Here is a 19,966-nt window from a genome sequence, read left to right as displayed (position 1 = left end):
TTATTTTAACAAATCTCCAACGTATGGCATAAGCGCTAAATGACGCGACCTTTTAATTGCTTGCGCAACTTTACGTTGATATTTTAATGAGGTTCCTGTTAAACGTCTTGGTAAAATTTTACCTTGTTCATTTACTAAATACATTAAGAAATCTGCATCTTTATAATCGATGTATTTAATTCCTTTTTTCTTAAATCTACAGTACTTAGCTTCCTTTTTAGTGTCTATGTCAAGTGGCGTTAAATATCTAACGTCTCCTGTTTTACCACCTTTTGATTGTTGTTCTATTGTTGATGCCATGTCTTATTTTTTTGTAGATTTAACACGTTCAGTTCTAATTTTAGCCCAAGCAGCAGCATGTTTGTCTAGTCTTACAGAAAGATAACGCATAATGCTATCATCTCTTCTAAATTCTAGTTCAAACGCAGCAATTTCCTCACCAGCTAATTTGTACTCTAATAAGTGATAAAAACCACTTTTCTTTTTTTGAATTGGATACGCTAATTTCTTTAAGCCCCAATCTTCTTTTGAGATCATTTCAGCTCCTTTTGAAACTAAATAATCTTCGAACTTTTGTACTGTCTCCTTTATCTGAGTATCAGATAAAACGGGATTCATAATGAAAACAGTTTCGTAATGATTCATAAATTAATTATTTATTGTTTATTTTTAAGGCTGCAAATATACATACTTTTTTACATATAGAGACAGGTTTTTTCTAATAAAATTAGTATATTTTTAAGTTAAAATACTGATATGCACATACCCGAAATACCAAACCTAATACATTATGCCATTCCTTTTTTTATAATTACGGTGCTTTTAGAAGTATTTTTAACTGTAAAAGTAAAACTTAAAGAGTATGAATTTAAAGACGCAGGAACCTCTATATTAATGGGCCTAGGAAACGTTGCTATTGATTTATTAACCAAAGGTATTGTATTAAGTTTATTCTATGCTATTTATCATTTTTACCACTTTTTTACTATTCCTTTTTCTTGGTGGGCCTGGGTTTTATTAGTTTTTGCCGAAGATGTCTCCTACTATTGGGCGCATAGATTTGGACATGTTAGTCGGCTTTTTTGGGCAAGTCATGTAGTGCATCATTCATCAAAAAAATACAATTTAAGTACAGCTTTACGTCAAACTTGGACAGGTAGTTTTTACACATTTATCTTTTGGATTCCCTTAATACTTATCGGTTTTCATCCAATAATGGTGTTCACCCAAATGTCTATTAGTTTGTTATATCAATATTGGATTCATACAGAATTGATACAAAAAATGCCTGTGTGGTTCGAAACTATTTTTAACACACCCAGTCATCATAGAGTGCATCATGCCACAAATCCACAATATTTAGATAGAAATTACGCAGGGATTTTTATTATTTGGGATAAAATATTTCGAACATTTGAACCTGAAGTAGAAAAACCAATTTATGGTTTGGTTACTAATATTGAGACCTATAACCCTGTAAAAATTGCGTTTAAAGAATGGTTAACCCTATTTACAGACTTTTTTACATCAAAAACATCCATCAAAAATAAATTTAACTATCTCATAAAACCGCCTGGATGGAAACATGATGGAACAAGTGTTTTATCTTCTGATTTAAGAAAAAAATGGGAAAATGCTAGACGAAAATAAAAGTTCACAATTTTTCATTAATTTACAGAAACAAACATCACCTTATTTAAGAAATCATACAGACAATATTATAACTTGCTTTATTACAGTGATTTAACCCCAGTTAAATGGAGTTATTTCCTAGTAATACTTCCTATTAAAAACTGAAATTTGTATTCATATTAACAATATCAAACTTTAATATTATGGGAAGACATTTAGCAGATTTTACAGTATTGTCAGACGGACAAATTAGAATAGGAACCGACGGAACCGTTGATGAAGACAAAATAATAGCGTATAGATTGCGCGGAAATGCTATTGGAGGATTAAAAGCTATTTTATCTTTTGTGATTAGAAATTCCGTAAATTTAAGATTGTCAGTGGCTATTAATGGTCAAGAAATTTTTAAAGACAACATTCCGGATGGTAGTTTTCAAAGAACAATTCAAGAAATTTTTCCTTCAAATGTTTTAGTAAATAGAAACGATACTATTACGTTTACTGCACTTCGTGGTAATTGTATTTTCTCTGATGCCGTTCTTTGGTACAATAGAAAATCATAAGAAACTATCAGCAAAAAAAAATGTCATGAGCTTACTTAAATTAGAGCAGCTCATGACAACTTATTTAATCTAAATCTAATCTTATTCCTAATGAAATATTTCTAGTTTCTGTATTTTTAAACAACGGATTTAAATCGTATTTCACATAAAAACTGGTAGATCTGTATCCAATATAAGTACTTAAACCATAATTAAAGGTATTCATGTTAAAATTGTCTTTTTGCACTTCTTCTACTTTAACATCGTTTGCATCATTATATTCTAAATATTGTCGTGTTCCAAGCTTAAATCCTACAAAACCACCAATTCCTAAACGTACAGACTTATTGGTTCGGTCTCTTTTTGTACCATCTTTATAGGTTTTATTTTTAGAAAAATCCCATTCTAAATGGATTGGAAAATTCATTTGTACATGGCGCAACCTACTTTCTGACAAAGGATTTGGAAATGTATTAATTTCTGTAAGTGTTCCGTTTTTTACATGATATTTATTTTCTTTTAGGCGTAAATTATTCCACAGAAAAGAAACTCCGTATTTAAAATAGATTTGAGACGGTTGCTTAGTCAATCTAGTTTTCCATGTCCAGCCCAATTCATAAAAATGAGATTGCCAAAACTTATAGTTAGAATTATTTAAAGAGTTAAGCTCATGATCATTTAAAACATTATTTACTCCCATAGCAAACACAATCTGACTGGTAGTTTTCCTATTTCTTCTAACACTAATGTTCTTATTTTTATCATTTTCTGTTCCATTTAGGGTTAACTTAAATGTATTATTCCCTATTGAAAAAGTATTTATCTCATCATTATTAATTTCTTCTTCCGGAGCACTTGCAATTTTTCCATTGGTTTTGTCTTGTACCAACAATTGCAACAAACGCTCTTGTTGGCTCACTAGTAATTCTATTCTTCTGGCATGGTAAACAGCAACTTTCTTTTTTAAGGAATCTGCTTTTGTTTCTAAAATTTCGCCTTGCTCTAACCGTGCATCAATTGCCAATACTTTTAGCTTCAAAGAATCTTTTTGTTGTTTGGTAATATTTTCTATCCTTTTTGATATTTTTCTTACTTCATTCTCAAATGTTTTTTCTTGAGATTGTGCCATAGTTGTACATAACAACACTAATATTAGTAGTATTCTTTTCATTATAAATATTTTAAATTGTGATTTTAATTCTTTTTTTTAACCAAGTTCTTAGAAAACTAAGGTCTATTTAATTTTGATATTGCATCGCTTTTGCACCAGACCGGTATTTTGTACATACTAATTGTTTCTACTTGCAATTGCAGTGGCAATATTTGTTACTTTTTGTTTTAATGATTTCATAAAATTATTCTGAAAATCATCATCAATAATTGTGCGCTCAACTTCCGCTAAAATACTATTCGGATTTACTTTTAAATTAGATTCTATCAGCTGATTCTGAATCGTTTTTAAAACATCTTCTCTTGTAATATTATACTTCGCATAATAGTTTTTTACCTCTTGTGAAGAATGAGTTACCGCGTATAACAAATCTTCACTATCAATCTTAATGCTACTATTTGAGTCTCTTTTTAATGGTTTTATTTCGTTTTTAGCAGGCTGAATTTCTTCTTTAATTAGATTTGATTTCACTTCATTTTTTGAAATTAAAACCTGCTCCTTTTCTGCAATTTTTGAAGAAGAATTCTCGTTCTTTAAAACAGACTGCCTCACAGCAATTACCTTTTGTTTTGCAATCACGTTCTTTTTAACTACTGCCTTCTCCTCTACTTCATCAACTTTAACAACTGCTTTTTCAATTTTATTTTCATTGATGAATTTGTCTATTTTTTTATCCAAATTAATGGTATCAACAGGAGTATCTACTATTATTTTATTTAATTGAACACTTTCATTATCAGAAGATAAAAACTGAATTGCTAAGGCTACTATTACCAAAACACTTGCCGCAATTCCGATATAAAAAAACCAGCCTTTTTTCTTTTGCTTCGGTTGTTCGTCTAACTTATCTGACAAACGTTGCCAAGCAGAAGCAGAAGGTTCAAAAGTTCTTTTGGCAAACTTTTCCTTTATGTTATTATCTAATTTATTTGTTTTCATGAATTGTTTTATTCATTTTATAATAATTTTCTTGCAATAATTTACGCGCTTTAAATAATTGCGATTTTGATGTACTTTCAGAAATACCAAGTTTTATAGCAATTTCTGAATGTTTAAATCCTTCTATGGCAAATAAATTAAATACCATTTTGTAACCGTCTGGTAATTTATCTATCAATTTTTGAATATCTTCTACAGAGGTGTTTTCTAAACTTTCTGTAGCTGCATCGTTAAAAACATATTCTTCATCAGATAAATCAATTACATTCTTTTTTCGCAAATAAGAGATGCACGTGTTCACCATAATTCTGCGAATCCAACCTTCAAAACTACCTTCGTGTTTAAAGCTGTGTAAGTTGGTAAAAACCTTTAAAAACCCCTGCAACATTAAGTCTTCTGCATGGTGCATATCTTTTACATATTGCCTACAAACTCCCAACATTTTAGGCGAATGCTGCTCAAACAATTCTTGTTGCGCTTCCCTGTTATTGTCTACCGCTTTTTTAATAAGCGATTTTTGTTTGCTATGTAATGAAATAATTTTCAAGCCTCTTTATTGGTTTTTTACTGCCTTACAAATATATAGACTACCAAAGTTTAAAAAAGGTTGCCTTAAGGAAAAAAGTTATTAGTTTATTTTAAGTTGATGCTTTAATTGATTGGTTTTTAGTTTTATCTTTATTGTAAAAACATGAAAATTGACATTATAGATTTTATAAATTTAGTGGAAAAAACTAAAATTAAAAATGGTACTTTTCCTAATATATACAAAGTAAGCGAAGAACTTAACCGTGATTTTATGCTTTTATTCAGACAACAAAAGTGGCAAATTATGTTTGATTGGGTAAATTGGGACGAAGGAAGAGTTATTACAAGGAATAAAACTTTTGATTATACTTCTATTGATTTGGAAACTAAATGCAAATTACTAACTGCAATTGTTAGAAACGACAGGTTTCATGAAGGTGCTATTAAGAGTTCTTTAAATAGTGGGCTAATTATTACTATCTTAAAATCAATGTAGTAAATGAGAAATAGTTACTAAATTATAATGAAAAACTATGATGTGACAAGAAATTTTAAACCCCTTGTTAACTACGAATAAAAAACATATTAAATTATTGACGAATTCGAATTACGAAACAATATTTCTTTCTCTATTCAAAAAGGAGAATTACATTACAACCCCAAAGAAATCTTACTCTTTTCCAATTCCTTTTCAAACAACTCTTTGGTAACTTTAGTTTTATAAAAAGGAACTATTTGTTTTAATATTTTTTTTCCTTCAGATGAATTCACTAATTCTGGAAACGCTTTTTCGATAACTTCTAACATAATAGAAGTTGCTGTAGAAGCTCCCGGTGATGCGCCCAACAAACAGGTAATACTTCCGTCTTTACTAGAAATTACTTCTGTACCAAATTGTAGTTTTCCTCCTTCAAATTCATCCTTTTTAATAATTTGTACTCTTTGTCCGGCTTTTACAACTTCCCAATCTTCATCTTTGGCATCTTTTACAAACTTGCGTAAAGAATCCATTCTATCTTCCTTACTCATTAATACTTGTTCTATTAAGTATTTGGTAAGCGGTAAATTGTGCCAAAAAGCACCAAACATAGACGGAATATTATCAAACTGAATGGATTTAAACAAATCTAAACGAGAGCCTTCTTTTAAAAATTTAGGACTAAAACCTGCAAACGGACCAAACATTAACTGTTGTTTTCCATCAATAAAACGCGTATCTAAATGAGGTGTAGACATTGGCGGATCTCCAATTCCTGCTTTACTATACACTTTTGCATTGTGTTGTTTTATAATTTCTTCGTTTTTACAAACCAACCATTCGCCACTTACAGGAAAACCTCCGTAACCTTCTTTTTCGTCTATTTCTACTTTCTGTAATAACAACAAACTACCACCTCCTGCTCCTATAAAAACATGTTCGGCTTCTAATTGATGTACTTTTTTTGTTTTTAAATTCTTTACTTCTACCGTCCAATCTAAATCTGTATCAGGATCTATATCCAACACTTCCATATTACAGTAAACCGGTGTATTAAATTCGTTTTTTAAAATAGAAAACAACTTTTCTGTTAATACTCCGTAATTCATTTCTGTACCTCTATCTATTCTAGAAGCAGCCATTATTTCATCTACTGATCTATTTTTTGCAATCAAAGGAAACCATTCTTTCATTGTGCTGATTTCTTTTGTAAACTCAATAGAATTGAACATAAAATGTTCTTTTAACGTTTTAAAACGTTCTTCTAAATACGCTGCATTTTCTTCTCCCAAAACCCAACTATGATGTTTTACTGAAGTAATAAATTCAGAAGGATTTTCTAACAAACCTTTATTGGTTAGAAAAGACCAAAATTGTTTTGAAGTTTCATATTGGGTACAAATATCAATAGCTTTTTTGATGGAAACTTTTCCGTCTTCATTTTCCGGACAATAATTTAATTCACACAGCGCAGAATGACCTGTTCCTGCATTGTTCCAAGCGGCAGTACTTTCTTGAGCAACGTTATTTAAACTCTCTAAAATTAAAATATTCATTTCTGGTTTTAGTAATTTTGTAATTAGTGCTAAAGTTGCACTCATAATTCCACCACCAACACAGATTAAATCGTATTCTTTTTTAAATTTCATAGAGACTTTTTTATTTTGAAAAAACACTTATTTACGCGAGAAACAAGACTTCTATCAACAAAAACATTATCAAAATTTGTGATAATTAACAGAGCAAAAACTTACTCAAACTGTTTCATTTCATCGTCATAAAACAACCCAGCTTTGTCCATTAAATCGGCCAATTCTGTGGCAATATCTTCCTCATTTTCTCCTGTTAAATCTTCAAACCATTCTATTTCATCATCTTTTAAGTTGATAATAAAACGAGGAAATTCTGTATGTAAAACAAAAATATCATCTGGAAAACCACTATTATCTGCTAGTAAAAACTTAGGTAAATTCATTGTTATTATTTTAATTATATCTGTTCTAACACAGTTAAGAACGTATTTAAATTTTATCTTTTTACCTCTAGACTGCGCTTGAGGAATACACTTATTCTTTCTCTTTTATCAATTTTAAAGTTAGCGAATTAAATCGAATAAATAATAAAATAGAAGCGGTTGTTAATCCTGCTAAAAGCCCTAACCAGATTCCAAAACTACCATACATTTCTTCTCTTCCTAAAAAATAAGAAACAGGAAAACCAACAACCCAATAAGAAATAAAAGTAAGTAATGTAGGAATTTTAACATCTTGCAATCCACGTAAAGCTCCTAAAACCACCACTTGTATACTGTCTGAAATTTGAAAAAATGCAGCCGCTAATAATAAGTTTGAAGCAATAGAAATAACTTCCATATTGTCTGCATAATTCTCTGTATCTGATAAATCTACATAGATATTTGGTAAACTTTTATGAAAAAGAAAAAACAGAAATGCAAAGAATACAGCAAATAAAGTTCCTAAAAGAAAGAGAGAAAAAGCAATTCTGCGCAATTCTTTAAATTGAAGCAACCCTTTTTGATTTCCTACTCTTATCATAGAAGCAACACTTAAACCCATGGCAACCATAAAGGTCATAGAACTTAAATTTAATGCAATTTGATTTGCAGCTTGTGGATTTTTACCTAACAAACCACTTAACCAAATTGCCGCGGTAAAAATAGCAACTTCAAAAAACATTTGCATGGCACTTAAAGAACCCAAATTCACAATTCTTTTTATCATTAAAATATCTAAAACAAAGAATTTTATATTTTTCACAATTTGTGCAGATCTCTTTTTATAGCGTAATAACAACCATAAATACACTACCATAATTACTCGAGAAATTAAAGTTCCGTAGGCAGCACCTACAATACCCATTTCTGGAAAACCAAATTTTCCGAAAATTAAAAGATAGTTTAAAACTACATTTACAATATTAGCAATTAACGTAGCGTACATTGGGTATTTTGTCATAGACATACCATCGCTAAATTGTTTTATTGCTTGAAAAATAATTAATGGTATTAAAGAAAAAGCCACCAATTCTAAATACGGAATTGCCAAAGCAACCACTTCTGCAGGTTGTTTCATTAAATACATTAATGGTTTTGAAAAGAAAACCAATAAAAACAATAAAATACCTAAAGAAGTACATAAAAACAATCCGTTTTTATAAACAGATTTTGCCTGTGGCAAATTATCAGAAGCATCTGCCTCTGCAATTAAAGGCGTAATTGCAGTAGAAAATCCTATACCAATAGACATGGCAATAAACATAAAACTATTGCCCAAAGACACCGCTGCCAATTCTGCAGTTCCTATTTGACCTACCATAATATTGTCTATAAAACCTACAAAAGTATGTCCCAACATACCTAACATTACCGGCGCAGCAAGTTTCCAATTATATTTAAACTCTGATGTATATTGAGAAATGTTCAATTAGTTAATATTTTTAAGGACTGCAAAAATACAACTTGTAAACAGAATAATTTACAGCTATCATATAAAATAAAAACACCAAAATAAGTTATCGTTTATTGATTAAATTTTCAATTCAAAAAAAGATAAATTAAATAGATTTATTTTGATAATAGAAACAACATGCACAACTCCGTTAAAATCATTTTTATTTGTAAAAAACAATTTTATTGAAACTCTTTTATCAACAAAAAATAAAATTAGCAGCTATTTCCGCATAACTTATAAATCAAAAAAAAAATTTAATTTTGGCTATCATTTTTTCTTATTAAATCAATTTTAGACTGTTTATAATATTTTAATTACAGGCAACAACTTGGTTGTTTATTTTTTATCATCCTTGTAAATAAATTTAAAACGGAAGTAAAACATATTAAATTTCTATAAATTATTTATTTATTCTTACTTTTGAAGTTTTAAAAAAACATATTAAAATGGCAGACATAACATTAAAAGGAAACGCGATTAACACGTTAGGAAATTTACCAAAAACAGGTACAAAGGCTCCAAATTTTACATTAACTACTATAGATTTAGGGCAAAAAAGTTTATCAGATTACAACGGCAAAAAAGTTATTTTAAACATTTTTCCTAGTATTGATACTGGAACATGCGCAACCTCTGTAAGAGAATTTAATAAAAAAGCAGCTAATTTAGAAAATACAATTGTTGTTTGTGTTTCTAGAGATTTACCATTTGCTCAAAAGCGTTTTTGTGGTGCAGAAGGCATTGATAATGTAGAAATGTTATCAGATTTTGCAAACGGAAGTTTTGGTAAAGATTATGAATTAGAAATTGCAAACGGACCTTTAGCAAACTTACATTCTAGAGCAATTGTAATTCTTGATGAAAACGGACAAGTAACCTATACAGAGCAGGTTCCTGAAATTGTAGATGAACCAAATTATGAAGCCGCTTTAAAAGCTATTTAATCAAAAATATTCTATCTAGAAGATGCCTTATAAGCCATAAAAGATAAGGTTTCTGTTGATATTTAAATTTCCCATGATCCCTATAAATTTGTAGGAAGCATGGGAAAATAAAAAAAATCATCTATCTAATAAGGTTGTTGATTTTAAAAAATAATAATTTAATGAAAAATCCCAATGATAGTTTTTTAAGAGGAAGGCTACGCAGCGTAAAATTTGCTCTTAGAGGAATGTGGTTGTTAATTACTACTGAAGACAGTATAAAAGCACAATTATTTTTTGCAATTATTGCAACTATTCTTGGTTTCTGTTTTCATATTTCATCTACTGAGTGGATGATTCAATTTTTATCAATTGGTCTTGTTTTAGTTGCGGAAGCATTAAATACTGCTGTAGAAAAAATTTCAGATTTTGTACATTCAGATTACCATAAAAAAATAGGTTTTATTAAAGATATAGCAGCAGGTTCGCCTAGTTTTGCAGCAATAATATCTTTAATAATTGCAGGTATTATTTATGTACCAAAAATACTTTTAATATTATAATTAATCTGATCTCTTACTTCAATTTTAGCAACAAATAAGTTACATGGCAAAAAAACAAATCATAAAAAAAACACCGACTTCTTCGGATAAAAAAACGGAAATTTTTGCTTTTTTTAAATCAAAACAGGCACATACTATTTTTGGAGTATTTTTAGTGCTTTTTTCATTTTTTTTAGCCCTTGCTTTTATTTCATTTTTTTTCAATTGGCAAGAAGACCAAAGTACGCTTGCCCAATTAGCAGATAAAACAGTAAGAAGTAAAAATTTATTAGGTAAAATAGGTGCTAGTATTAGTAACTTTTTTATTTATGAAGGTTTCGGAATTGGGGCATTTATTCTGGTTTATCAATTATTTTTAACAGGGTATTACTGGCTGGTACAAGGAAAAATAGCTAAAATTATTATTTCATGGAATTGGAGCTTGTTAGCCATGTTATGGTTAGCAGTAACCCTTGGTTTTTTACATGCTAAATACGCTTTATATTCCGGAATTATAGGTTTCGAAATTAATGAGTATTTACAAACTTTTATAGGTACAACAGGTTTGGTTTTATTGTTAACTTTCCTATTTATCACTTATTTAGTGTTTCGTTACAAACTTACTTTTTATCAATTATTAGAAAAAATTAAAGAAAAAAGAGCCGCCAAAGAAGCACGAGAATTAGAAAAAATTATTGATGAGGAAGAAATTATTGAAAACAATAAACAGATAGATTCATCTATAAAACTAGAAAAAGAGAAAGAAAAAGAGGTTAAAATAGAAAACGAGAAGTCTGAATTTGAACTTTCTGTAGAAAACCTACAACCAACCATCTCAAAACATTCTGATGTTAAAAATAAAAGTAATGAAATTACTTTAAAAACTGAAATTGCAAAAGAAGAAGAAAAGCAAGAGGAAAAAGAGGTTGCAATTAATATAAAACAAGTTGAAGAAGAAGAACATTCTACCGAAAATTTATCTGACAAATTAGTAAAAGATTTTGGCGAATTTGACCCTACTTTAGAATTGGCAAATTATAAATTCCCAACCTTTAACCTATTAAAACAATACAACGAAAGTATTTCTATAGATCCGGAAGAATTAGAAGCTAATAAAGACAGAATTGTAGAAACACTAAAAAATTATAAAATTGGTATTGCAGAAATTAAAGCAACCGTAGGACCAACAATTACATTGTATGAAATTGTACCAGAAGCTGGAATAAGAATCTCTAAAATTAAAAATTTAGAAGATGATATTGCCCTTTCTTTATCTGCTTTAGGAATTAGAATTATTGCACCAATTCCAGGTAAAGGAACTATTGGTATTGAAGTACCTAATAAGAAATCTACTATTGTGTCTATGCATTCTGTTATTTCTTCAAAGAAATTTCAAGAGTCTCAAATGGAATTACCAATTGCATTAGGAAAAACAATTTCTAATGAAACTTTTGTGGTAGATTTAGCAAAAATGCCTCACCTTTTAATGGCTGGTGCAACTGGGCAAGGTAAATCTGTTGGTTTAAATGCCGTTTTAACATCACTTTTATATAAAAAACACCCTGCTGAAGTAAAGTTTATTTTGGTAGATCCTAAAAAAGTAGAATTAACCTTGTTCAATAAAATTGAACGTCATTATTTAGCAAAACTACCAGATGTAGAAGAAGCAATTATTACAGATACTACTAAAGTTGTACACACATTAAATTCTTTGTGTATAGAAATGGACAATCGTTATGATTTGTTAAAGGCAGCAATGGTTCGTAATATTAAGGAATACAATGTTAAATTTAAACAACGCAAATTAAATCCGAATGATGGTCATCAATTTTTACCTTATATTGTACTGGTTATTGATGAATTTGCCGATTTAATTATGACCGCTGGTAAAGAAGTAGAAACGCCAATTGCACGTTTAGCACAACTTGCAAGAGCAATTGGAATTCATTTAATTGTAGCTACTCAAAGACCCTCTGTAAATGTAATTACAGGAATTATAAAAGCCAATTTCCCTGCAAGAATTGCTTTTAGAGTAACATCAAAAATTGACTCTAGAACTATTTTAGATGCTGGTGGTGCAGATCAATTAATAGGACGTGGAGATTTATTATATACTGCTGGCAACAGTTTAAATAGAATTCAATGTGCTTTTGTAGACACACCAGAAGTAGAAAAAATTACCGATTTTATCGGTTCTCAACGTGCTTATGCAGAAGCTCACTTATTACCAGAATATGTAGATGATGAAAATGGCACAAGTATTGATGTTGATATTGCAGACAGAGATAAATTATTTAAAGAAGCGGCAGAAGTTATTATAACAGCACAGCAAGGTTCTGCTTCTTTATTACAAAGAAAACTAAAATTGGGTTACAATAGAGCAGGTAGATTAATAGATCAATTAGAAGCTGCAGGTATTGTTGGTGGTTTTGAAGGCAGTAAGGCGAGACAAGTTTTAGTGCCAGATTTTATTGCTTTAGAACAATTATTAGAAAACGAAAAGAAACAATAATTTATAAGTTTACAGTATATTTTAACAGTTAAACAAATAAAAGTTTACACAATTATAGTAACATGAAAAAAATAACAATTTTATTTTTAAGTTTAATTATTACTTCACTAACATTTTCTCAAGACGCAGAAAAGGCAAAAAATACATTAGATGAAGTTTCTTCTAAAATGGGCGCTTACAAAAACATGTATATAGGTTTTAGCCAAACTATTAGCAATGAAGAAGCAGGCATAAAAGAAACTGATGAACCACCAATTAGAGGAGACATTAATTTACAAGGAGAAAAATACAGCCTAAATTATCAAGGAAACAAGTTTTTATATGACGGTAAAAAATTACACGTTGTAAATACTGATGAAAAAGAAATTTCTATTACTGATGGAGATTTAGACGGAGATGATGGTTTTATTTATCCATCAAAATTACTAACATTTTACAAAGAAGGTTATAATTTTGAAATGGGTAAATTGGTAAATATAAAAGGGAGAAAAATTCAATTTATTACCTTAAACCCTATTGATAGTTCATCTGATATTGTTAAAGTAGAATTAGGTATAGATGCCAAAACAAAGCACATCTATAAATTAATTCAAACAGGTTCTAATGCCACCAAAACTATATTTACAATTACAGAATTCAAGAGTAATCAAGATTTATCCGCTAGTTTTTTCAGTTTCAACAGAAAAAAATATTTAAGTCAAAATTATACCATTGACTAATTATTTTCAATTAACAGAAATTTAATAGCATTTTTACTTTTAAGAAACTACATTTGTAAAACTCAAAAAGAGGTAATTTTTTGAGTTTTTCTTTTCTATATTATAGTATGAAAATTCTAGATAAATACATCTTAAAAACATTTTTAAGACCTTTTATAGCTACCTTTCTTATAGTACTTTTTGTATTAGTAATGCAAGTACTTTGGCAAACTTTTGAGAATATTGCGGGTAAAGGTATTAGCTTACCTTTTATTTTAAAATTCTTATACTATACAACGCTTATTATTACACCACAAGCATTACCTATTGCCGTACTGTTATCTTCTATAATGGCCTTAGGTACTTTAGGTGAAAATTATGAGTTTGCAGCAGCAAAATCTGCAGGAATTTCATTACAACGCTTGGTGAAACCACTTGTTTTTTTAACCATTATTTTAAGCGCCATAAACTTCTTGTTTTTAAACAATGTTTATCCGTATGCAATGTTAAAACAAAAAAACTTATACCTAAATATAAAAAAGAAAAAGCCAGCAATGGCATTGGTTCCGGGAAGTTTTAATAGTGATATACCAGGATATCAAATTAAATTTGATGAAAAGTATGGCGAAGAAGAAAATCTATTAAAAAATGTTTTAATTTATGATTTAAGCAGTAATAAAGGAAATCAAAAAGTAATTACCGCAGAACATGGTAAAATTATTTCTGAAGAAGGAAGTAGATATATGACCTTTATTTTATACAATGGGTATTATTATGAAGAACATGTAAAAAGTGTTACTTCGGTTATAAAACGAAAAAAAATGGCGGCATCTAACGCTACTTTTGATGAATACGAATTTAATATTGATATTTCTGATGTTAGTGGTACCGATGATTTAGATAAGGAAAAATACAAAAAAAGTTTTATGATGCTTAGTTTAAATCAGCTAAAAGATACCATTCCTGATTTAAAAGCAAGTTATGACGAAGTATTGGCCCTAAAAGCGAAAAACATATATTCAAGTATGTACGCCAATGATTTGTACAAATATCCAGATTCTATCATCACAGAAAATATTAAACCTATTATATTAGACAATTTTGAATTAAAAGAAAAAATTTCTATTGTAAATTCAGCGGCAACAAAAACAGACAGAAGTTTAAGTTCTTTAAAAAACAGTATAGATTCAATAAAAATAAAACGTAAATTCCTAAACCTTTTTGATACCGAGTTTTATAACCGAATAGCATTTTCATTATCTTGCTTAATCCTCTTTTTTATAGGCGCACCTTTAGGCTCAATTATAAGAAAAGGTGGTTTTGGTTTGCCTATGATTCTTGCCATTGCTATTTATGTACTGTATTTCTTTGGTAATACTTTTGGTAAAAACATGGCAGAAGAAAGCTCCATATCTTCATTTCTAGGTTCATGGATAGCTGTTTTTATAATGGTTCCTTTAGACATATTGCTAGTAAGAAGAGCCACCAGAGATAAAGGAATATTTAATATTGATGCCTTTATACAACCAATAACAAACTTTTTTAAGAAAATTATTCCTAAAAAATCAACAAAATTATGACCCCACTTACATCTAAAAAAAGCACTCAATTAAATACAATTGAAGACGCTATAGAAGACATTAAAAACGGAAAAATAATCATTGTAGTAGATGATGAAAACCGAGAGAATGAAGGAGATTTTTTAGCAGCTGCAGAAAAAGCAACTCCAGAAATGATTAATTTCATGGCAACCCATGGTAGAGGTTTAATTTGTGCACCATTAACAGAATCTAGATGTAAAGAATTAGACTTACACGTAATGGTAAACAACAACACAGATCCTATGGAAACGGCTTTTACAGTATCTGTAGATTTACGTGGAAAAGGAGTTACCACCGGTATTTCTGCCGGAGACAGAGCTTTAACTGTAAAAGCGTTGGTAGACAAAACCACAAAACCATTTGATTTTGCAAGACCAGGACATATTTTTCCTTTAATTGCTAAAAAAGGTGGAGTTTTACGTAGATCTGGTCATACAGAAGCAGCCATTGATTTTGCAAGATTAGCGGGTTTACAACCAGCAGGTGTTATTGTAGAAATCATGAATGAAGATGGTACCATGGCACGTTTGCCTCAATTATTAGATGTTGCTAAAAAATTTGATATCAAAATTGTTTCTATAGAAGACTTAATTGCCTATAGAATGGAACATGATTCATTAATTGAAAAAATGGAAGATTTTGATATCAAAACAAGATTTGGCGATTTTAGATTAAGAGCATATCAACAAACCACAAACAACCAATTACATATTGCACTAACAAAAGGGACTTGGCTTAAAGACGAAGAAATTTTAACAAGAGTAAACTCTACACTTGTTAATAATGATATTTTAGGAACTTTAACAAATAATGCAGATAAAAAGTTAGACCAGATGTTTCAAGTGATCAATGAAGAAGGTAAAGGAGCCATTTTATTTATCAACCAACAAAATCAATCTCAAAATTTACTAAGTAGATTGTCTATTTTAAAGGAAAATCAAAAAAAGGGAGAACTGAAAGCTCCTGAAATGATTATGGATTCTAGAGATTTTGGTATTGGTGCACAAATTTTACACGATTTAAACATCAGAAAACTTAAAATAATATCAAATTCACAACAAACCAAAAGAGTTGGTATTATTGGTTACGGATTAGAAATTGTAGATTATATAAATTATTAAGAGCTCTATCTTACAAGGTTTATTGCTTAGCTTTTTTACATCCACAAACATGGTTCGTTTAAAATAGTTTTGCCATATTAAACTTGTTTCAACTCTTATATTATCATATTAAAAGATTATTATACTGCGGTATAATATTTCCAAAAAGATGTAAAGTATGCAAACGTTTGGTGTTATTTTAAATTAGATAAATCTATGTTTTTAATCGCCCTACTCCATTGCACATAATATTAATAAATCAAAATTCCTAAAGCCTTAAATTACAGTACTTAATTTGTAACTTTGTAGGCTTTTAAAATATAAAAATGAGATTACATAGAAATTTAACTTTTGCTGTTATAGATAGTATTAGAGACATCTTTAACGAAGGTGTTTATGCAGATAAAGCTGTAGAAAAGGCTCTTAAAAGAGACAAACGTTGGGGCGCAAGAGATCGTAAATTTGTTGCAGAAACAATTTACGATATTGTACGTTGGAACAGATTGTACGCAGAAATAGCAGAAGTTAAAGTACCTTATGACAGAGATAATATTTGGAGATTGTTCTCTGTTTGGTGTATTTTAAGAGGTATTAAACTACCAGATTGGAATCAAATTGGTGATGTTCCTGAAAGAAAAATTAAGGGGCGTTTTGATGAATTGTCTAGAACTAGAAAATACAGAGAATCTATTCCAGATTGGATGGATGAAATTTGTGTTGCCGAATTAGGTGAAGAACTTTGGACAAAAGAAATTGCAGCGTTAAACAAACAAGCAAGTGTAATTTTAAGAACTAATACACTAAATATTAGTAGAGAAATTCTGCAAAAAAAATTACACGCAGAAAATGTAATCACAGAAATAGTGCCTCATCATCCAGATGCTTTAGTTTTACCAGAAAGAGCAAATGTGTTTAAAACAGAAGCCTTTCATAATGGTTTTTTTGAAGTTCAAGATGCATCATCGCAACTTGTTGCTGCTTATTTAGATGTAAAGCCAGGAATGAAAGTTGTTGACACATGTGCTGGTGCTGGCGGAAAAACCTTGCATTTATCTGCATTAATGGAAAATAAAGGTCAAATAATTGCTATGGACATTTACGAAAGTAAACTTCGTAAATTAAAAGTTAGAGCCAAAAGAAATAAAGCACACAATATAGATATGCGTGTAATAGACTCTACAAAACCCATAAAAAAATTATATGGAAAAGCAGATAGAGTTTTAATTGATGCTCCTTGTTCTGGTTTAGGTGTTCTCCGCAGAAATCCAGATTCTAAATGGAAATTACAACCAGAATTTATAGAGAATATTAAAAAAATTCAACAAGAAATATTACAAAGTTATTCCAAAATGGTAAAACCAGGAGGAAAAATGGTGTATGCTACATGTTCTGTTTTACCTTCAGAAAATCAAAATCAAGTTAATAATTTCTTAACATCTGAAGCCGGAAAAGACTTTACCTTTGTCTCAGATAAAAAAGTGTTAGCTCACATATCTGGTTTCGATGGCTTTTATATGGCACTTTTAGAAAGAAAATAAATTACTTATATTTATTATTTGTAAAAAATAACTTTAAAATAAAAATTATGATAAAAAAACTACTTTCATTTTTCACCCTTTTATGCGTTGTTAGCCTTACTTTTTCTCAAGCAGAACCTTACTATAACGATGTTGATTTAACATTAACAGGACTTCAACTTAAAGATGAACTAGCAACAAAAATAATTGCAACACATACAAATGTACTAGAATATACAAGTAGTGGACCAGATGTTTGGGATGCTTGTAAAGAAGTAGATGAAAATTCTGCTAATACTGCTGAAGTTGTTTTATTTTATGGTTGGGAAGATGGTTCTGATAATGATATTACAAATGATAGAACAAGAAATAAAAACTTACAAGATACTGGTAATAATGCAACTACAGAAGTTTGGAATAGAGAACATATTTTTCCTAAATCTTTAGCAACCCCGCCTTTAAATACAGACGTTGCTGGTCCTGCTACAGATTCGCATCATTTAAGAGCTGCTGATAGAACGCGTAACTCTACCAGAAATAACAGAAAATACGGAAGAGGTTCTGGAACATCTGATTTTTCTACAGATACATTTGCTGGTTTAAGCGGTCCGAATACTGCTGCTTGGTATCCTGGTGATGAATGGAAAGGTGATGCAGCAAGAATGATTATGTATATGTACCTGCATTATGGTGATGTTTGTTTACCTTCTGCAGTTGGTGTTGGTAGTGGTGAGTTTACACCAGATGATATGATAGACTTATTTTTAAATTGGAATGCAGAAGATCCTGTTTCTGAAATAGAAATTGCAAGAAATAATTATCATGAAAACACGTCAAATTATGCGGCACAAGGAAATAGAAATCCTTTTATAGACAACCCGTATTTAGCAACTAGAATTTGGGGAGGAAATTCTGCAGAAGATCGATGGGGAATTTATACAAGTAGTGATACAGAAGCTCCTACTACGCCAACAAATGTTACTTTAAGTAATTTTAGTTTAACATCAATAGATATTTCTTGGACTGCTTCTACAGACAACGTTGAAGTTTCTGGATATAATATATATGTAGATAATGTTTTAACAGCACAAACTTCTAATGCAATTACAAGTGCAACCATCTCTAGTTTAAACACAAACACTACCTATTCTTTTACAGTGGTTGCAAGAGATATTATAAACAATCTTTCTGCTCCTAGTGCTGCTGTAAACGGAAGCACATTACAAGACACACAAGCACCAACGGTACCTACAAATATTGTAATTAGCAATGCCTCAGATTCTTCTTTTAAAGTAAGCTGGTCTGCATCTACAGACAACAATGCAGTTGCTGGTTATGAAGTTTTTGTAGATGGAAATTTAACAACGTCTACAACAGAACTATTCTATACAGTAATAGATTTAAATACATCTACAACGTATAGTGTTCAAGTTTTAGCAAAAGATATTGATAGTAATAAATCTGCAAAAAGTGCAGCTGTAAACGCCTCAACTACAGACGGGAGTTCTAATGGTGTCACAGAATTATTTATTTCTGAATATGTAGAACCTAGTTCTGGACACAACAAAGCCATTGAAATTGTTAATTTATCTAGTGCAACTATAGATTTAGCAGGATATTCACTACAAAAATTTACTTCAAGCGGTTGGTTTTGGACAGATGATTTACCCTTAGATAAGGTTGAGTTCTCAACACATGCAGTGCCAGTAACTAGTATTATACCAAATGATGTTTTTGTTATTATTCACGCTGGCGCAGCAGATGCAGACTTAATAGCGAATGCAGATTTAGAAGTACCTAACAATTCAAGTGCTCCTTATTTATATGGTTCTCCTTTAAATTTTAACGGAGATGACCCTGTAGGTTTATTTAAAAATGGTGTTTTAATAGACGTTATTGGCGATATCACTAGTACATCTAAACACATAGAAAACATAACATACAGAAGAAAAGGTTCTATTTCTGTACCTAATACAACCTATACAACTTCAGAATGGGATTCTTTTCCGGCAAACACTTTTGATGGTATTGGTAGTCATACTTCTACATTAAGTACAAAAACCATTGCTTTTGAATCTTTTAAAATGTTTCCAAACCCTGCAAATGGAGATCGCGTCTTTTTTAGTGTAACAGAAGAGGCTACAATTAATGTTTACAATGTTTTAGGTAAATTGGTACAATCATCAAAAGTTACAAAAAGTAAAAACAGTGTAAATATTGCTAAATTTACTTCTGGAATTTATTTAATAAAAATTAATTCTGGTAAGCAATTTATTACTAAAAAATTAATAAAAAACTAAGATATAAGCACAC

Annotated in this window: 19 protein-coding genes; 11 read left to right on the top strand and 8 right to left on the bottom strand. The window is 30.0% G+C overall.

Features of this window, described 5'->3' with window-relative positions:
• On the bottom strand, window positions 1–300 hold the full coding sequence (rpsR, locus tag ACSHW5_RS01335) for a 30S ribosomal protein S18 (RefSeq protein ID WP_435674300.1): 300 nt from the start codon (window positions 298–300) through the stop codon (window positions 1–3).
• A 3-nt stretch (window positions 301–303) separates the two neighbouring features.
• Entirely contained in the window at window positions 304–645 is a 342-nt protein-coding gene (gene rpsF / locus ACSHW5_RS01330) for a 30S ribosomal protein S6 (protein WP_435674299.1), read from the bottom strand.
• Between the two features lie 111 nt (window positions 646–756).
• Here rpsF and ACSHW5_RS01325 point away from each other — a divergent pair, with 111 nt between their 5' ends.
• Window positions 757–1,650 (top strand): sterol desaturase family protein, encoded by an 894-nt coding sequence (locus tag ACSHW5_RS01325; RefSeq protein WP_435674298.1) that lies wholly within the window; start codon window positions 757–759, stop codon window positions 1,648–1,650.
• Between the two features lie 185 nt (window positions 1,651–1,835).
• Complete coding sequence (locus ACSHW5_RS01320) at window positions 1,836–2,195, top strand: hypothetical protein (protein ID WP_435674297.1); 360 nt, start codon at window positions 1,836–1,838, stop codon at window positions 2,193–2,195.
• A 64-nt stretch (window positions 2,196–2,259) separates the two neighbouring features.
• Here the strand turns inward: ACSHW5_RS01320 and ACSHW5_RS01315 are convergent, their stop codons facing one another.
• The 3 genes from ACSHW5_RS01315 to ACSHW5_RS01305 all read right to left on the bottom strand — a co-directional run bounded on the left by ACSHW5_RS01315 (window position 2,260) and on the right by ACSHW5_RS01305 (window position 4,831).
• Complete coding sequence (locus tag ACSHW5_RS01315) at window positions 2,260–3,345, bottom strand: hypothetical protein (protein ID WP_435674296.1); 1,086 nt, start codon at window positions 3,343–3,345, stop codon at window positions 2,260–2,262.
• A 117-nt stretch (window positions 3,346–3,462) separates the two neighbouring features.
• Entirely contained in the window at window positions 3,463–4,284 is an 822-nt protein-coding gene (locus ACSHW5_RS01310) for a hypothetical protein (protein ID WP_435674295.1), read from the bottom strand.
• Complete coding sequence (locus ACSHW5_RS01305) at window positions 4,271–4,831, bottom strand: RNA polymerase sigma factor (protein WP_435674294.1); 561 nt, start codon at window positions 4,829–4,831, stop codon at window positions 4,271–4,273. The genes ACSHW5_RS01310 and ACSHW5_RS01305 overlap by 14 nt, the downstream gene beginning before the upstream one ends.
• 144 nt (window positions 4,832–4,975) lie before the next feature.
• On the opposite strand from ACSHW5_RS01305, the gene ACSHW5_RS01300 reads away from it, so the two are divergent.
• Window positions 4,976–5,308, top strand: a complete 333-nt coding sequence (locus ACSHW5_RS01300; RefSeq protein WP_435674293.1) for a DUF6508 domain-containing protein — start codon at window positions 4,976–4,978, stop codon at window positions 5,306–5,308.
• A 155-nt stretch (window positions 5,309–5,463) separates the two neighbouring features.
• Here ACSHW5_RS01300 and mqo read toward each other — a convergent pair whose 3' ends face one another.
• From mqo to ACSHW5_RS01285, 3 genes are all read right to left on the bottom strand, one after another.
• On the bottom strand, window positions 5,464–6,939 hold the full coding sequence (gene mqo, locus ACSHW5_RS01295) for a malate dehydrogenase (quinone) (RefSeq protein WP_435674292.1): 1,476 nt from the start codon (window positions 6,937–6,939) through the stop codon (window positions 5,464–5,466).
• Window positions 6,940–7,040: 101 nt separating this feature from the next.
• Window positions 7,041–7,265 (bottom strand): hypothetical protein, encoded by a 225-nt coding sequence (locus ACSHW5_RS01290; RefSeq protein WP_435674291.1) that lies wholly within the window; start codon window positions 7,263–7,265, stop codon window positions 7,041–7,043.
• Window positions 7,266–7,356: 91 nt separating this feature from the next.
• Window positions 7,357–8,733, bottom strand: coding sequence for an MATE family efflux transporter (locus tag ACSHW5_RS01285; RefSeq protein WP_435674290.1), 1,377 nt, complete (start codon window positions 8,731–8,733; stop codon window positions 7,357–7,359).
• Window positions 8,734–9,206: 473 nt separating this feature from the next.
• Here ACSHW5_RS01285 and tpx point away from each other — a divergent pair, with 473 nt between their 5' ends.
• From tpx to ACSHW5_RS01245, 8 genes are all read left to right on the top strand, one after another.
• Complete coding sequence (gene tpx, locus ACSHW5_RS01280) at window positions 9,207–9,704, top strand: thiol peroxidase (protein ID WP_435674289.1); 498 nt, start codon at window positions 9,207–9,209, stop codon at window positions 9,702–9,704.
• Between the two features lie 161 nt (window positions 9,705–9,865).
• A complete protein-coding gene (locus ACSHW5_RS01275; RefSeq protein WP_435674288.1) occupies window positions 9,866–10,246 on the top strand; it encodes a diacylglycerol kinase family protein in 381 nt (126 codons plus the stop codon).
• 43 nt (window positions 10,247–10,289) lie between these two features.
• On the top strand, window positions 10,290–12,737 hold the full coding sequence (locus ACSHW5_RS01270) for a DNA translocase FtsK (protein WP_435674287.1): 2,448 nt from the start codon (window positions 10,290–10,292) through the stop codon (window positions 12,735–12,737).
• 62 nt (window positions 12,738–12,799) lie between these two features.
• Window positions 12,800–13,456, top strand: coding sequence for a LolA family protein (locus ACSHW5_RS01265; RefSeq protein ID WP_435674286.1), 657 nt, complete (start codon window positions 12,800–12,802; stop codon window positions 13,454–13,456).
• 107 nt (window positions 13,457–13,563) lie between these two features.
• Entirely contained in the window at window positions 13,564–15,015 is a 1,452-nt protein-coding gene (locus ACSHW5_RS01260) for an LptF/LptG family permease (RefSeq protein WP_435674285.1), read from the top strand.
• Window positions 15,012–16,157, top strand: a complete 1,146-nt coding sequence (gene ribB, locus ACSHW5_RS01255; RefSeq protein WP_435674284.1) for a 3,4-dihydroxy-2-butanone-4-phosphate synthase — start codon at window positions 15,012–15,014, stop codon at window positions 16,155–16,157. The genes ACSHW5_RS01260 and ribB overlap by 4 nt, the downstream gene beginning before the upstream one ends.
• 305 nt (window positions 16,158–16,462) lie before the next feature.
• A complete protein-coding gene (locus tag ACSHW5_RS01250) occupies window positions 16,463–17,674 on the top strand; it encodes an RsmB/NOP family class I SAM-dependent RNA methyltransferase (protein WP_435674283.1) in 1,212 nt (403 codons plus the stop codon).
• Window positions 17,675–17,721: 47 nt separating this feature from the next.
• Window positions 17,722–19,953: an endonuclease gene (locus ACSHW5_RS01245; protein ID WP_435674282.1), complete on the top strand. Its 2,232-nt coding sequence runs from the start codon at window positions 17,722–17,724 to the stop codon at window positions 19,951–19,953.
• Window positions 19,954–19,966: the final 13 nt, after the last annotated feature.

Origin of the sequence: Polaribacter sp. (genome assembly GCF_051251875.1) — a bacterium.
Lineage (GTDB): Bacteria > Bacteroidota > Bacteroidia > Flavobacteriales > Flavobacteriaceae > Polaribacter.
Note: the sequence above shows the minus strand (reverse complement) of the source record. Positions and strands in the feature narration are given on the sequence as shown.